Origin of the sequence: Pseudarthrobacter sp. CC12 (assembly GCF_039907755.1) — a bacterium.
In the GTDB taxonomy this organism is placed as follows: domain Bacteria; phylum Actinomycetota; class Actinomycetes; order Actinomycetales; family Micrococcaceae; genus Arthrobacter; species Arthrobacter niigatensis.
Map to the genome: position 1 here is coordinate 72,915 of NZ_JARDJH010000018.1, position 14,404 is coordinate 87,318.

12 protein-coding genes are annotated in these 14,404 nt (G+C 66.7%); 6 read left to right on the plus strand and 6 right to left on the minus strand.

Features of this window, described 5'->3' with window-relative positions:
• Positions 1 to 71: 71 nt before the first annotated feature.
• The gene (locus tag PV772_RS13640) at positions 72 to 2,549 is read right to left on the minus strand and encodes an ATP-dependent DNA ligase (RefSeq protein WP_347886490.1); all 2,478 of its coding nucleotides are present in this window, start codon (positions 2,547 to 2,549) and stop codon (positions 72 to 74) included.
• Between the two features lie 40 nt (positions 2,550 to 2,589).
• On the opposite strand from PV772_RS13640, the gene PV772_RS13645 reads away from it, so the two are divergent.
• The 3 genes from PV772_RS13645 to PV772_RS13655 all read left to right on the plus strand — a co-directional run bounded on the left by PV772_RS13645 (position 2,590) and on the right by PV772_RS13655 (position 5,138).
• On the plus strand, positions 2,590 to 3,714 hold the full coding sequence (locus PV772_RS13645) for a Ku protein (protein WP_347886491.1): 1,125 nt from the start codon (positions 2,590 to 2,592) through the stop codon (positions 3,712 to 3,714).
• 147 nt (positions 3,715 to 3,861) lie between these two features.
• Positions 3,862 to 4,710 (plus strand): class I SAM-dependent methyltransferase, encoded by an 849-nt coding sequence (locus PV772_RS13650; protein WP_347886492.1) that lies wholly within the window; start codon positions 3,862 to 3,864, stop codon positions 4,708 to 4,710.
• The gene (locus PV772_RS13655) at positions 4,707 to 5,138 is read left to right on the plus strand and encodes an SRPBCC domain-containing protein (RefSeq protein ID WP_307359015.1); all 432 of its coding nucleotides are present in this window, start codon (positions 4,707 to 4,709) and stop codon (positions 5,136 to 5,138) included. Before PV772_RS13650 ends, PV772_RS13655 begins: the two co-directional genes overlap by 4 nt.
• Before the next feature lie 122 nt (positions 5,139 to 5,260).
• On the opposite strand, the gene PV772_RS13660 is transcribed toward PV772_RS13655, so the two are convergent.
• From PV772_RS13660 to PV772_RS13680, 5 genes are all read right to left on the minus strand, one after another.
• Positions 5,261 to 5,539, minus strand: coding sequence for an HPr family phosphocarrier protein (locus tag PV772_RS13660; protein ID WP_141158418.1), 279 nt, complete (start codon positions 5,537 to 5,539; stop codon positions 5,261 to 5,263).
• A 66-nt stretch (positions 5,540 to 5,605) separates the two neighbouring features.
• Positions 5,606 to 7,696: a fructose-specific PTS transporter subunit EIIC gene (locus PV772_RS13665; protein WP_347886493.1), complete on the minus strand. Its 2,091-nt coding sequence runs from the start codon at positions 7,694 to 7,696 to the stop codon at positions 5,606 to 5,608.
• Positions 7,697 to 7,698: 2 nt separating this feature from the next.
• Positions 7,699 to 8,679 carry a 1-phosphofructokinase family hexose kinase gene (locus PV772_RS13670; protein WP_141183123.1) on the minus strand — a complete coding sequence of 327 codons (981 nt, stop codon included), beginning with the start codon at positions 8,677 to 8,679 and terminating at the stop codon, positions 7,699 to 7,701.
• A complete protein-coding gene (locus PV772_RS13675) occupies positions 8,676 to 9,482 on the minus strand; it encodes a DeoR/GlpR family DNA-binding transcription regulator (protein ID WP_141161390.1) in 807 nt (268 codons plus the stop codon). Before PV772_RS13675 ends, PV772_RS13670 begins: the two co-directional genes overlap by 4 nt.
• Positions 9,483 to 9,741: 259 nt before the next feature.
• Entirely contained in the window at positions 9,742 to 9,999 is a 258-nt protein-coding gene (locus PV772_RS13680) for a DUF6458 family protein (RefSeq protein WP_141158415.1), read from the minus strand.
• A gap of 174 nt (positions 10,000 to 10,173) precedes the next feature.
• On the opposite strand from PV772_RS13680, the gene PV772_RS13685 reads away from it, so the two are divergent.
• From PV772_RS13685 to PV772_RS13695, 3 genes are all read left to right on the plus strand, one after another.
• Positions 10,174 to 10,791, plus strand: coding sequence for a phospholipase (locus PV772_RS13685; protein ID WP_141158414.1), 618 nt, complete (start codon positions 10,174 to 10,176; stop codon positions 10,789 to 10,791).
• Between the two features lie 202 nt (positions 10,792 to 10,993).
• Complete coding sequence (locus PV772_RS13690; RefSeq protein ID WP_347886494.1) at positions 10,994 to 11,731, plus strand: HAD-IA family hydrolase; 738 nt, start codon at positions 10,994 to 10,996, stop codon at positions 11,729 to 11,731.
• A 138-nt stretch (positions 11,732 to 11,869) separates the two neighbouring features.
• The gene (locus PV772_RS13695) at positions 11,870 to 14,215 is read left to right on the plus strand and encodes a glycosyl hydrolase family 65 protein (RefSeq protein WP_347886495.1); all 2,346 of its coding nucleotides are present in this window, start codon (positions 11,870 to 11,872) and stop codon (positions 14,213 to 14,215) included.
• Positions 14,216 to 14,404 lie beyond the last annotated feature (189 nt).

Here is a 14,404-nt window from a genome sequence, read left to right on the forward strand (position 1 = left end):
GCGCCCCCGAAATTTGGCGGGCGCCAGGTAATTTGCGCGTCGTGGGATGGTTGGCGCGTCGAAAACCCGGGTCAGCTTTCCCGCACCACGTCCGACGGGTCCTTGTCCACGCGCCAGCCCCGCCAGCGAGGATGCCGAAGCCTGCCGGGCCCCGTCCATTCGCTGTAGGTTACTTCGCCTACCAGCTCCGGTGACACCCAGTGGGCATCGGCGGAATCCGGGCGGGGTACGTCGTGGAAGGGCGACGTCTTCCGGCCAAGGCGTTCCACCGTCTGCCGCAGTTCCGTAAGCTCCCGGCTGCTGAAACCAGAACCCACGCGGCCCACGTACTGCAGCTTGCCGCCGTCGGGAATTCCCACCAGCAGCGACCCCACGGTGTCCTGGCGGCCGCCCTTTCCCGGCCGCCAGCCACCCACCACCACCTCCTGGGTTTGCTCCGTCTTGAGCTTGATCCAGGTCCTGGTCCGCTGCCCGCTCACGTAGCGGCTGTCCGTCCGCTTGGCCATCACCCCTTCAAGGCCAAGCTCCCGGGCGCTGTCGAGGAGGAGGTCCACGGATTCCTCGAGCACCATGGACAGGTCCACCGGGCAGCCGGAGGGCGCAAAAAAGTCCTCCAGCCGCTGCCTCCGTGTGCTGAGGGGCAGCCGCCGGAGGTCCTCTCCGTTGTGGAACAGGAGATCGAACAGCATCAGCTGGACCGGGATGGCCGTACGGGCTTTGGCGACGTCGGCCGCCCGGGTGAGTTTCATCCGCCCCTGCAGCAGGCCAAAGTCAGGCCTTCCGCCAGGCCCGACGGCGATAATCTCACCATCAGCCACGAACGGCTGCTCCGGCCAGCAGGCCCGGTCCGTGAACTCGGGGTAGGTCCTGGTGACATCATTGCCGTTGCGGGAGAAGATCCGGATCTTTTCGGTGTCCGCTACCAGAAGGGCCCGGACACCGTCCCACTTGAGTTCGTACTGCCACGCACTTCCCTGAAGGTCTGCCGCCGTCCCGGCGGTAGCCATCATAGGTGCGTAATCCAGGGGGTCCGCGGACGCGCTGATGGCTGGTGCCGGGGCAACGGCAGGCTCTTTTCCGCTGGTGTCCCGGGACGGTTCCTGTGCCGCCGGAGCCGCGTGCCGCCGTCGTCCACCCTGCTTTTCCTGGTCCATCAGGTGGATGAGCCACTGGCCGCCGTCGTCCGTGCCCTGGCCGCGTCCGGTGTGGATGAGCGCCACTTTCTTCCTGCCGCCCAGGCCGCCGCCTTCGGATCCGTCCAGCGTGACGATGACTTCCTTGCCGTTGATCCACTTGTGCAGCTGGTATGTGCCGGTGTCCCAGATAGTCATCTCACCGGCCCCGTACTGCCCCTTGGGAATGGTCCCGTGGAAGGTGAGGTAGTCCATTGGATGGTCCTCGGTCTGGACCGCCAGGTGGTTTTTGTCCCCGGCCTCGGGAATGCCTTTGGGCAGCGCCCACGACGCCAGGACGCCTTCGTGTTCCAGCCGCAGGTCCCAGTGCAGCCGGCTGGCGTGGTGCTCCTGGATGACAAAGCTGTTGCCGCCGGAGGGGATCCCCGCAAATGGTTCCGGTGTTTCCCGCGGGTCCCGCATGGAGCGGTACCTGCCCAGGCGCGGGTCGCCGTCGTGCGGGTCCTCCTGGCCGGCGGCACCCGCCGCAGCGTTGACGACGGCGGCGAACGGGTCCTTGCCGTCGCTCACCCGGCGCAGCACCTCCTGGTAGTCCAGGTGCTTGAGCTTCGGCGACTGGATTTCCCGCCACGTCCGCGGGGCTGCCACCATGGGCGTAGGCCTGCCGCGCAGCGAGTAGGGGACCACGGTGGTTTTCGCGGCATTGTTCTGGCTCCAGTCCACCAGCACCTTGCCTTTTCGCAGGGTTTTCTTCATGTCGCTGACGGCAAGGTCCGGGTGGTCCGCTTCAAGGGCGCGTGCCAGTTCCCGGGCAAAGGCGGAGATCTGTTCCGAGGTCTGGGTCCCGTCCAGCGCCGCGTAGAGGTGGATGCCCTTGCTGCCGCTGGTGACCGGCACCGGGTCCAGCCCCACATCCTCCAGGATGGCCCGCGCCAGCAGGGCCACCTCCCGGCATTCCGGCAGTCCGGCGCCCTCTCCCGGGTCCAGGTCCAGCACCAGCCGGTCCGGGTTGAGCTGGTTGCCGTGCGAATCCACCCGCCACTGGGGCACATGGATTTCGAGCGAATTGATCTGGCCGAACCACGTCAGCGTTGCGGCGTCATTGACCAGCGGGTAATGGATGGTCCGGTCCTTGTGGGTAATCGCCGCCCGCGGCAACCAGCCGGGCGCCGAATCCTCCAGGTCCTTCTGGAAGAACACCTCGCCGGGTTTGTCCGCGGTGCCCACTCCGTTGACCCACCGCTTGCGGGTGGCCGGACGGTTGGCCGCGGCCGGGATCAGGACGTGGGCCACCGCGGCATAGTAGGCCAGCACGTCGGCCTTGGTGGTGCCGGTCTCCGGATAGATGATTTTGTCCAGGTTGGTGAGCGTTAATTCGCGTCCCGCCACCCGGACACGTTCCCTACTGCCGGCCACGGGTCTTCACCTCCGGCCCGCACTGATGTTGACTGTATGAATGAGAGCCATCTGGAAAGGTGCCATCGCGTTCGGGCTGGTCAACGTGCCCGTGAAGGTCTACAGCGCCACTGAAGATCATGACATCAGTCTGCACCAGGTCCACAACGCCGACGGCGGCAGGATCCGTTACCAGCGCCGGTGCGAGGTCTGCGGGGAGGTGGTGGACTACTCGGACATCGAGAAGGCGTTCGAGGAGGACGGCCGCACGGTGGTGCTGTCCAAGGACGAGCTCAAGTCCATTCCCGCCGAGAACAGCCACGAAATCGAGGTGGTGCAGTTCGTGCCATCCGAGCAGCTCGAACCCATGATGTTCGAGAAGAGCTATTACCTGGAGCCCGATTCCAAGTCGCCCAAGGCCTACGTGCTGCTCCGGCGGGCCCTGGAGGACACGGACCGGGTGGCCATTGTCCAGTTTGCGCTGCGGGAGAAGACGCGGCTGGGTGCCCTGCGGATCAAGGACGATGTGCTGGTGCTGCAGTCCCTGCTCTGGCCGGATGAGGTTCGCCAGGCAAGCTTCCCGTCACTGGAGGCGGACATCAGGATTTCCGCGCAGGAACGTGACATGTCCGCGGCCCTGGTGGAATCCATGGCTGCCGACTTCGAGCCCGGGTCCTTCACCGACGAGTACCAGGTGCAGCTCCGCCAACTGATCGAGGCCAAGCTGGAACAGGGCGAATCGCTGGATACGGAGGAGACTTTCGGCGTCGAGGCCGGCGAGGGGGGCAAGGGCGAGGTCATCGACCTCATGGAGGCCCTCAAACGCAGCCTGGACCGAAAGCGCGGCGGTGGCGAGGCCGCCTCGGCTGATGGCGCGTCCGACGACGAGGCGGACGCCGGAGACGAAGAGGCTGGGCCCGCCAAACCGGCACGCAGGACCTCCGGCACCAAGGCGGCCGCGTCCAGGACGGCGGCCGTGAAAACCGGGACGGACGACGCAAAACCTGCCCGGTCATCTGCCAAATCGACCTCCGCTTCCGCCAAGTCCACGGCATCGAAGTCTGTTGCGGCCAAGTCAACGGCGTCCAAGTCCGCCGGAGGGAAATCGACGGGCACCAAAACGTCCGGGACGAAGGACGCAGCCAAGCCCGCCGCCAAGACCACCAGGGCCCGCAAGCCGGCGTGACCGGCTGCGCTGGACGGGGTTGCCTGCCGCCCGGCAACAGCGCCTTTACAGCAGCCTTCATCGCGTCCACAATGAGTCGCATCACGGCCTCCGCTGTGCCAACAGCGTGCTGTCACCGATGAACCGGACACGTAGAGGGGCACGGACATGAGCCAGCAGACCGATGCAGTGGAGGCGGACCGGGAGCTAAAGAAAAAGCACCGGGCCATGTGGGCGTCGGGGGACTACCCCGCCCTGGCGGACGAGATGCTCCTGGAACTGGGAGCCGTCCTGGTGGAGGCCTGCGGCATCAGATCGCGCCAACGTGTCCTTGACGTAGCGGCAGGAACCGGCAACGCGGCCATCCCGGCAGCCATGATGGGCGCCAAAGTGGTGGCCAGCGACCTCACCCCGGAGCTTTTCGAGGCGGGGCGGCGGGAAGCGGCCAACCGGGGCGTCAGCCTGGAGTGGCAGGAAGGGGATGCCGAGGCCCTGCCGTTCGGCGATGCGGAATTCGACGCTGTGATGTCCTGCATCGGCGTCATGTTCGCGCCGCACCACCAGGCGGCGGCCGACGAGCTGCTCCGGGTGTGCAAACCGGGAGGGTCCATAGGGCTGCTGTGTTGGACGCCGGAAGGATTCATCGGGCAGATGTTCGCCGTCCTGAAGCCGTTCGCTCCGCCGCCCCCGCCGGGCGCGCTTCCGGCCACGCTGTGGGGGAGCGAAGAGCACGTCCGGGAACTGCTGGGCGGGAGGATCACGGACGTCCGCACCCGCAAGCAGAACCTTGCCGTCAGGAGCTTCCACCAGCCCGGGGACTTCGTCAGGTACTTCAAGTCGCACTACGGACCCATCATCTCCGTGTACAAGTCGCTCGCCGAGGACCAGGAAAAGGTCAAGGCCCTGGACAAGGCCCTGACCGACCTTGCCGATTCCTTCGGTGATGCTCACGGCGATTCCCCGTTCCAGATGGAGTGGGAGTACCTGCTCTTCACGGCAAGAAAGGCTGCAGCATGACCGAAAACCATGTAGCAACGTCCGTCACCACCATCGACGCCGAGCCGGAGCGTGTGTGGGAGGTGATCACCGACCCCGCCGCCGTGAAGGAGTTCATGTTCGGGGCCACCCTGCACACTGACTGGAGGGTTGGCAGCCCCATCACCTGGGAGGGTGAGTGGGAGGGGAAGCCCTTCCAGGACAAGGGCAGGATCCTGGCGGTCGAGCCGGGCCGGAAACTGGTGTACACCCACTTCAGCCCGTTGTCCGGCCAGGCGGACCAGCCGGAGAACTACCACACGCTCGAATGGACGCTGGAGGACCAGGACGGTGCCACAAAGCTTTCGCTGTCGCAGGACAACAACCCCAGCGAGGAAGCTGCCGCGCACTCCAAGGGCATGTGGGACAAGCTCGTGGCGGACGTAAAGGCGCTCGCCGAGCGCGGCTGACCCACGCCGCCCCGGCGGGGTGTCCAAGGCTTAAAGCCAAGCGGCCGTCGTCGGACGTTTCCCTTTCGGAGGAAAGCCCGACGGCGGCCGCTCGCGTTGCGCTGCCTGAGGCAGCATGGCTGCTACTCGGCGTCGTGGTCCGTTTCCAGGATCTGCACCAGGCGGTCCAGCGCGTCCTCCGCGCCGGCACCTTCGGCGCGGAGGACCACCACGTCGCCGTGCGAGGCGCCCAGGCTCATGAGGGACAGGATGCTGGCGGCATCCATGGCCTCATCGGCCGGCTCGCCTTCACGGGCAATGGTGATGTCCAGGTCGAATTCTCCGGCTGCCTCGGCAAAGATGGCGGCCGGGCGGGCGTGCAGGCCCACGCGGCTGGCAACGGTTGCGGTGCGTTCTGGCATTTTTGCTCCTTTAGTCTTTCGGCGTGCTGATGGTTCAGCGCCGGGAAGGTATGTGGCTAAACCGGATCAGACGGTTACGGGAACCGGTTCAACCGTATCAACGGTCTTCTTGACTGCCCAGCGCTTCAGGGCGATGACCGAGAGGGCGGTGATTACCGTACCGACGGCGATCGATACGACGAACATCAGGAAGTTGTCGATGGCGAAGAAGACGAACAGGCCGCCGTGCGGTGCCTTGGATCCGACGCCGGCAGCCATGGAGATGGCGCCGGTCACCGCGCCGCCCAGCATGCTGGCGGGGATGACGCGCAGCGGGTCTGCGGCGGCGAACGGGATGGCGCCTTCGGAGATGAAGGACGCACCCAGCAGCCAGGCTGCCTTGCCGTTCTCCTGCTCCGCCAGGCTGAAGAGCTTCTTGTTCAGGACAGTGGAAGCCAGCGCCATGGCGAGCGGCGGAACCATGCCCGAAGCCATGACGGCGGCCATGATCTGCCACGGTGCCTGGTTGTCGATGGTTGCGGCCCCCAGGCCGGCGACGGCGAAGGAGTAGGCAACCTTGTTGACGGGACCGCCGAGGTCGAAGCACATCATCAGGCCCAGGATCACGCCGAGCGCGATGGCGCCGGCACCGGTCAGGCCGGACAGCCAGGCGTTCAGGCCCTTGGTGATGGCAACGATCGGGCCGCCCAGGATCAGGAACATCAGGCCGGACGCCACCAGCGATGCCAACAGCGGGATGATCACCACGGGCATCAGGCCACGCAGCCAGCGGGCTACCTGCAGGCGCCCCACCACGTGGGCGATGTAACCGGCGAGCAGGCCGCCGACAATGCCGCCGAGGAAGCCGGCTCCCATGAATCCGGCCACGGCACCGGCGACGAAGCCGGGGGCGATGCCCGGGCGGTCAGCGATTGCGTAGGCGATGTAGCCGGCAAGTGCAGGGACCAGGAACCCGAGTGACAGGGCGCCGATCTTGAACAGCACCGCACCCAGGTAGGCGCCCAGCGGACCCCACGCGTTGTCCGGGAACTCGGTGGGCAGGTTGAACAGGCTGTTCTGGACCACGATGTTGTCCGCGTACTTGGTGATCAGGTAGCCGCCCATGAGGAAGCCGAGGGCGATCAGGAGGCCGCCACCTGCCACGAACGGGATCATGTAGCTGACGCCGGTGAGCAGGGCCTTCTTGAGCTTCTGGCCGATGTGCTCGCCCTTCTCCTCAGCCTCGTGCTCGGCCTGCTCCTCCGCGCCGAAGTGCGGGACGCGGCGGGCGTGGGGGTTGTCGGCTGCGGCGAGTGCTTCCTGGACCATCTTGTCCGGCTCGTCGATGCCGCGCTTCACGGGGGCGTTGATGACGGGCTTGCCGGCGAAGCGTTCCTTTCCGCGTACGTCAACGTCCACGGCGAAGATCACGGCGTCGGCGGCCGCGATGACGGCGGGGTCCAGTGCCTTGGCGCCGGAGGATCCCTGGGTTTCCACCTGCAGGTCGACGCCCACTTCCTTGGCGGCTGCCACCAGGGAGTCGGCCGCCATGTAGGTGTGGGCGATGCCGGTGGGGCATGCGGTCACGGCCACGAGGCGCTTGGGTCCGCGGCCTGCGGAAGCTGCCGGGGCACCTGAATGGGCGCTGCCGGCGGCGGCACCAACAGCTGCGCCGGCGCCCACGGGTACTGCGTCAGCCGGGGCAGCTGCAGCGTGCGCGGCAGGCTTGTCCGCCAGTGCGCCGTCCACGAGCTCCACGATCTCCGCCTCGGAGGAGGCGTTGCGGAGGGCCGCGGTGAAGTCCTTCTTGATGAGGGAACGGGCCAGCTTGGAGAGCAGCTTGAGGTGCTCCTGGTCCGCCCCGTCCGGAGCGGCGATGAAGAACACCAGGTCAGCGGGCCCGTCCTTGGCGCCGAAGTCCACCTTCGGATTCAGGCGGGCCATGGCCAGGGTGGGTACGGTGACGGCGGCGGAGCGGCAGTGCGGGATGGCGATGCCGCCGGGGATGCCCGTGGCGGTCTTCTGCTCGCGGGCGAACGCATCGGCGAAGAGGCCTTCGACTTCTGATGCGCGTCCGGTGGCAGCTACCTTGCTTGCCAGATGCCGGATCACCGTCTCGGGGGCGTTGCCCAGGTTCTGGTCGAGCTCGACCAGGTCCGTGGTGATGAGCTGGGTCACTGTCAATCCTTTCGAAGGGCCGTGATGGTTACGGCATCCGGGGTGGTTTGGTTTACTGCCGGAACAGTGGAACCCGGCAGCGAGGCAGCGGCGGCCCCGTGGGCCACCGCCTGGCGAAGGCAGTCGGCGGGGGCGGCGCCCCGGCCGTGGGCAAGCAGGTAGCCGGCCAGCGCGGAGTCGCCCGCGCCCACCGTGCTGACTGCGGCGACCGGCGGATGCGTGGCCAACCACGCGCCGTCGGCCGTGACGAGGACAGCTCCCTTGGAACCGAGAGTTGCCAGCACAGCACCCACACCGGAACGTACGACGGCGGCTGCGGCGGCTGCGGCAGCCGTTGGGTCCGCTTCCAGTTCGTCACCGGATGCCGGGGGGAAGCCGGCAGCTGCGGCCAGCTCAGCCAGTTCCTCGGCGTTGGGCTTCAGGAGGTCCGGCATGCCCTCCGCGCCGCCGGTGAGGGCGGCAGCGAGGGGCAGTCCGGACGAGTCGACGGCGATGCGCGGGGCGGCGCCGTCGGCGGAGGAGCGCAGGCGGTGGGCTACCGTCGCGTAGAAGTCTGCGGGGAATCCGGGCGGCAGCGAGCCGGCCAGGACCACCCAGCCGGCACCGCGGGAGCTTTCCACCAGGAGCTTGATGAGGGCTTCCTGCTGGTTCCCATCCAGCGCAGGGCCGGGCTCGTTGATCTTGGTGGTTACGCCGCCGGGTTCGGTGAGCGCCACGTTGGTGCGCAGCGGCTCGTCGATGGGAAGCGAAACGAAGGGCACCGCGCTTTCGCGCAGGCCGGCCAGGACGGGGTCGCTGTCCGCGCCGGGGAGGACGGCCAGGGATTCCAGTCCGGAGGCCACCAGGGCGCGGGAGACGTTGACGCCCTTGCCGCCGGACTCCTGCCGGACGGAGACGGCCCGCTGGACCTCGCCGCGTTCAAGCGGGCCGGGGAGGGCTACGGTGCGGTCAAGGCTGGGGTTGGCCGTGAAGGTGACGATCATGCGACCACCACATCAACGCCGGCCTCTTCCAGGGCTGCTGCGAGTTCAGGTCCGGGTTCACTGTCTGTAATCAAGGTGTCCAGATCTTTCAGGGAGGCGAACTGGACCAGGGTTTCCGTGTCCAGCTTGGAGGAGTCGGCCAGCACCACAATGCGGCGTGCCGACTGGACGAAGGCTGCCTTCACGGCGGCTTCTTCAGGATCGGGAGTGCTGACGCCGAAGGTGGCGTGGATGCCGTTGGTCCCGATGAACGCGATATCAGGGCGGATCCGGGCGGCGGCGTTGACCGTTGCCTGCCCTACGGCCACCTGGGTGAGTCCGCGGACCCGGCCGCCCAGGATCTGCAGGGCAACACCGGGAACGTTGGAGAGTTTGCTGGCAATGGGTACAGCGTGGGTGATGACCACCAGTTCGTGCCGGGGGCCCGTTCCCTCGGAAGGCTCGACGGCGGCGCGGCGGGCGAGCAGGTCGGCAAGCACCTCTGTGGTGGTTCCGCCGTCCATCAGGACGCTGGCGGATGAGTTCCGGGGTATGAGGGCGAGTGCTGCCTCGGCGATGCGGACCTTCTGGTCCGGCCGCTGGATGGCCCGTTCGGTGACGCTTTCTTCCGTGGTGCTGAAGCGGTCCGCCGCGACGGCTCCGCCGTGGACGCGGCGCACCGTGCCGGCGTTTTCCAGGGCGGCGAGGTCCCTGCGCACCGTTTCGGTGGTGATACGGAAGCGCTCAGCCAGCAGGGTCACGCTGACCCGGCCGCTGCCGGCGACAAGCTCGGCAATCTGTTGCTGGCGCTCTTCGGCGAACACGTACCCTCCGTTGCGTAGGTCCTGCTGGGTGCCCGCCTCTTCCGTTCCCGGCTTCGGCGTGACTGGCATCACATTGATGTTGAGTTACTTGACTTTATCTTTGGTTCTGTTGGTTTGTCAATGGAAACCAACATGAAACAAGATCCGGTGTGGAATCTTTGCGGGGGCATGGAAAAGCCGGGCTGGACACGTGGTGGTCCAGCCCGGCTTTTCGGGTTCATCAGTGGTGGCCCGGATCCCGTCCCCGGTGGCGGCGTGGTCAGATACCGCCGTCCCGGCTCTCGTGGCGGGTGATGCGTTCGCCCGTGTTGGGATCGATGACGGAACGCGATTCGCTGACCCGGCGGCTGCGGCCGGGGGAGGCAAGGATCAGCGATGCGATCAGTCCGATCACGCCCACGGCCATCAGGATGTATCCCACCAGTTGCTGGTCCACAAAGGGGATCAGTCCGGGGGCTACCGCCCAGGCAAGGATGGCGCCGAGGGCGATGAGGAAGATTGATGAGCCGATTCTCATGACTTGCTCCTTATGGCCGCGGCCTGCGCGGCGCTGGTAGGGCGATACGGGAGGGTGGTGCGTACACTGCCAAAAGCTAAGCCTGCTGTCTGTCAAGCGTCACGCTACCGTCCGGTCGTTGCGGATTCAATGATCCGGGCGGGGCGTCGGCTTCCGCGTGGTTAGGCTTGACCAGTGGAAACAGTTGTGTGGTCCAGGCCGGAAGGCCAGCGAGCCGGCACTCCCTTGCTGGTGATGATGCACGGTTACGGCACGGATGAGTCGCGGATGGTGCGCTTGTTCGAATACTTGCCACAGGAGTTCACCTTCGCCGCGCTGCGGGCCCCTATGCCCATCGGTGACCACTGGGGCTGGTTCCTGCTCGACTACTTCCTGGCAAACGATTTCGCTGATGTCATCTCCGCAGCAACTGCGGTCCGGACCTGGATCAACGGAGTGAGGGACCAGCACAGCAGCGTCACCCTGATGGGGTATTCGCAGGGCATGGCCATGGCCAGCACGCTCCTGCGGCTGCACCCGGACGACTACAAAGCGGTTGTGGGACTGTCCGGCTTCGTGCTCAACAACGAGCTCCTGTCCGCGATGGACTCCTTCGACACCAAGCCTCCGTTCTTCTGGGGGCGGGACAAGGCGGACCTGGTGATCAACGAAGACGCCGTTGCCTACACCGCCGGGTGGCTTGAAGAGAACACGCTGTTGACGGCCCGGACCTACCCGGGCATGGGGCACGCCATGTCCAAGGCCGAAATGGTGGACGTCAGCGCCTTCCTGCGCCACTACGTGCTGCGCTGACTGTGTGACTGCCCCATCGGTGGGTACGAAAAAACAGTTGCCAGCGAAATTTGCAAGCGCTTACACTCGTCTACGGCCATGATCGGTCCTGCAGTGGGCGGACAAGGAAGTGATGCTGCGCGCATGAGGCGCAGCAGTACCTTCCTTAAGGCTGTCCCGGCAGGGCCGGCTGTCCACGAACCGAAAGGACACCGCACTGCCGATGACTCTGGAAACTGCAGCCAAGCCCGCCGACTGGACCGGCGCGGCGGCAATCCTGTTTGACCTGGACGGGGTCCTGACCCCGACGGCCACCGTCCACGAGCGTGCTTGGCAGGAATTGTTCAACGGCTACCTTGCCTCGCACCCGGAGGTTCCCGAGTACCGGGAAAGCGACTACTTTGACCATATCGACGGCAAACCCCGCTTTGACGGAGTCCGTGACTTCCTGGCTTCGCGGGGGATCACGCTGCCGGAAGGCCCCCTTGACGACGATCCGGCAAACGAGACCGTCCATGGCCTGGGCAACCGCAAGAACGCCGTCTTCAATGACATCGTGAGCGCCGGCGTCGAACCGTTCGAAGGCTCGGTGCGCTTCCTCGAAGCCGCGCTTGCCCGCGGACTCAAGGTCGCCGTCGTCTCCTCATCCCGCAATGCCCCCGCCGTCCTGGAAGCCGCCGGCCTCAGCCGCCACTTCCCGGTCGTGGTGGACGGCGTGGTGGCCGCGGAGCAGGGGCTGCCCGGCAAGCCGAGCCCCGCCACGTACGAGTACGCAGCCAAACTGCTGGACCTCTCCAGTCCGGAGTGCGTGGTGGTGGAGGACGCAGTGTCAGGGGTCCAGGCCGGACGCGCGGGCTCCTTCCACTCCGTCATCGGCGTGGACCGGGGCGCGGGCCGCCAGACGCTCCTCGACGCCGGCGCCACCCTGGTGGTCAACGACCTCCAGGAACTCATCCCCTAAAATCCGCAGGACCCCCGTTGCCTTCCCCGGGGCAACACCGCTGCTTCCCCGGCAGCGCCCATCCCAGTACCACCCTTCCCCCGAATACTTCGTGCCGGCCAGTCCGGCACCACAGCAAGGCCAAAAGGACCCCCAACCATGGCACTGATTTCCGCGGACCGCGACCGGTTCCCCGATACTCCCTGGCAGATCGTCGAAACGCGCTACGAAGCCGACGCGGCGGGAACCCTGGAGACCCTGTTTGCCCTGGGCAACGGGCACCTGGGCATCCGGGGCGCCCACTGGGCCGTGGCCGATGCCGAACTGCCGGGCAGCTTCATCAATGGCCTGCACGAGATCTGGGACATCAAGCACGCCGAAAATGCCTTTGGCTTTGCCCGGACGGGGCAGCGCATCCTCTACATCCCGGACGCCAACAACTTCGCGGTGGTGGTGGATGGCGAAAGCCTGACCCTCGCCGAATCGGAGGTGCAGGAATACCGGCGCAGCGTCGACTTCTCCACCGGGATCTACGAGTGCCGCATCACGTGGCAGTGCCGGTCCGGCGCCACGGTGACCACCACTGAACGCCGCGCCGTTGGTTATGAGTCCCGCGGCAGCCTGGGCATCTCGCTGGAGGTGGCCGCGGACCGGCAAATCTCCCTGGACGTCACCTCTGCCGTGATCAACCGCCAGGACCAGCCGGTGGAAGACCACTCCGTGCACGATCCCCGCCGGGCCGGACGCCACGCCGGCAGGGTGCTGCTCCCTGTGCGGCTCGACGGCGGCGACGGGTCACTGCGTTTGTCCTGGGAAGCGGCTGAATCCAAGCAGCGCGTTGGCCTGGCAGTGGACCACTGGACCTCCGCCGGGCAGCAGCCCTTTGAAACCGTGGTGGACCAGGACCACAGCACTGTCCGGTACGTCCTGGCGGTTGATGCCGGCGAGCCTTTCCGGCTGGAGAAGAGCGTCAGCTACGTGGCCGGGCGCAGCATCCAGGACCCGGACGTGGATGCGGCCGCGGTGGCTGAGGAGGCCCTCAGCCCGGTGGACAGCATCTTTGCCGAGAGCATGGCCCACTACCGCGCCTACTGGGCTACCTCCGACATCGTGGTGGAGGGCGGCCGGCCCGGGCTGCAGCAGGCCATCCGCTGGAACCTGTTCCAGCTTGCCCAGGCCACGGCGCGTGCCGATGTGGCCGGTATCCCCGCCAAGGGCGTGACGGGCTCAGGCTATGAAGGGCACTACTTCTGGGACCAGGAGGTGTACCTGCTGCCGTACCTCACCTACACCAACCCCGACGGAGCCCGGCAGGTCCTCGAGTTCCGCCACGGCATGCTTCCCGAGGCCAGGATCCGGGCGAAGGAACTGAGTGTGGACGGCGCCCTCTTCCCGTGGCGCACCATCAACGGGCTCGAGGCCAGCGCCTACTACGCGGCCGGTACCGCACAGTTCCACATCGCCGCCGCCATCGCCTTCGCCACCAACAGGTACCTCTGGGCTACCGGGGATGCCGCGTTCCGGGACGGCATGGGTGCGGAACTGCTGATCGAGACGGCCCGCATGTGGATCTCCCTGGGCTTCTTTGGCAAGGACGGGCTCTTCCATATCCACGGCGTCACCGGCCCTGATGAGTACACGGCCGTGGTGAACGACAACCTGTACACCAACGTCATGGCCCGCTTCAACCTGCGTGCTGCCGCGGCGCTCGAGCATGCCGGCATCACCCAGGAGGAGCGCCAGCTGTGGGAGGCTGCCGCCAACCGCATGCAACTGCCGTTCGATGACCGGATGCAGGTGCACTCGCAGGACAACGACTTCATGACCCTGGAAGCATGGGACTGGACCACGCCCCGGTCGAAGTATCCGCTGCTCCTGCACTTCCACCCGCTGGTGATCTACCGGCACCAGGTCCTGAAGCAGGCAGACACCGTCCTGGCCATGTTCCTGCAGTGGCAGGACTTCACCGCAGGTGAAAAGCAGCGGGCCTTCGACTTCTACGACCCCATCACCACCGGTGACTCAACGCTTTCCGCCTGCGTCCAGGGGATCATGGCGGCAGAAGTGGGCTATTCGAGGGAGGCGCTGGAGCACTTCACCAGTGCCGCGTTAATCGACTTGGATGACACGCATGGCAATACGATCGACGGCGTGCACATCGCCTCCAGCGGGGGAGTGTGGAGTTCGCTGGTATGCGGGTTCGCGGGAATGCGGGACCAAGGCCCGGTCCCGTACTTCGATCCCCGCCTGCCCGCGGAGTGGGAAAGTCTGGCCTTCCACCTGAAGATCCGGGGCCGTCTGCTGTTGGTCCAGCTCGCCTCCGGATCCATCACCTTGACGGTCCAGGACGGCGGCCCGCTGGAGGTGGATGTCCGCGGCCGGCGGGTGACGGTGGGCAACACGCCCGTGCAGCTGCCGTTGGAGCCAGTCGCAGAGCCGGAACCCACGGTGTTCCCCAGCGGGCTGCCGACGGCGAGTATCCCCGTGGTGCGCGGCAACAGCTGAGCGGGTTGCCCCGCAGCGCCCCGGGAGCCTTGCCGGGCCGTGCTGACTTTCCTGCCGACGTCCGGCCTGGTGCCCCCCAAAACAGCACCAGGCCGGGCCGCCGCCATTCAGCCGGCGAGGAGGGTGGCGGCTTCCTGGCGGGTGGTGCCGGAGTCCTGGATGCCTTCTGCGATGTGGGCGAGTTCGGCG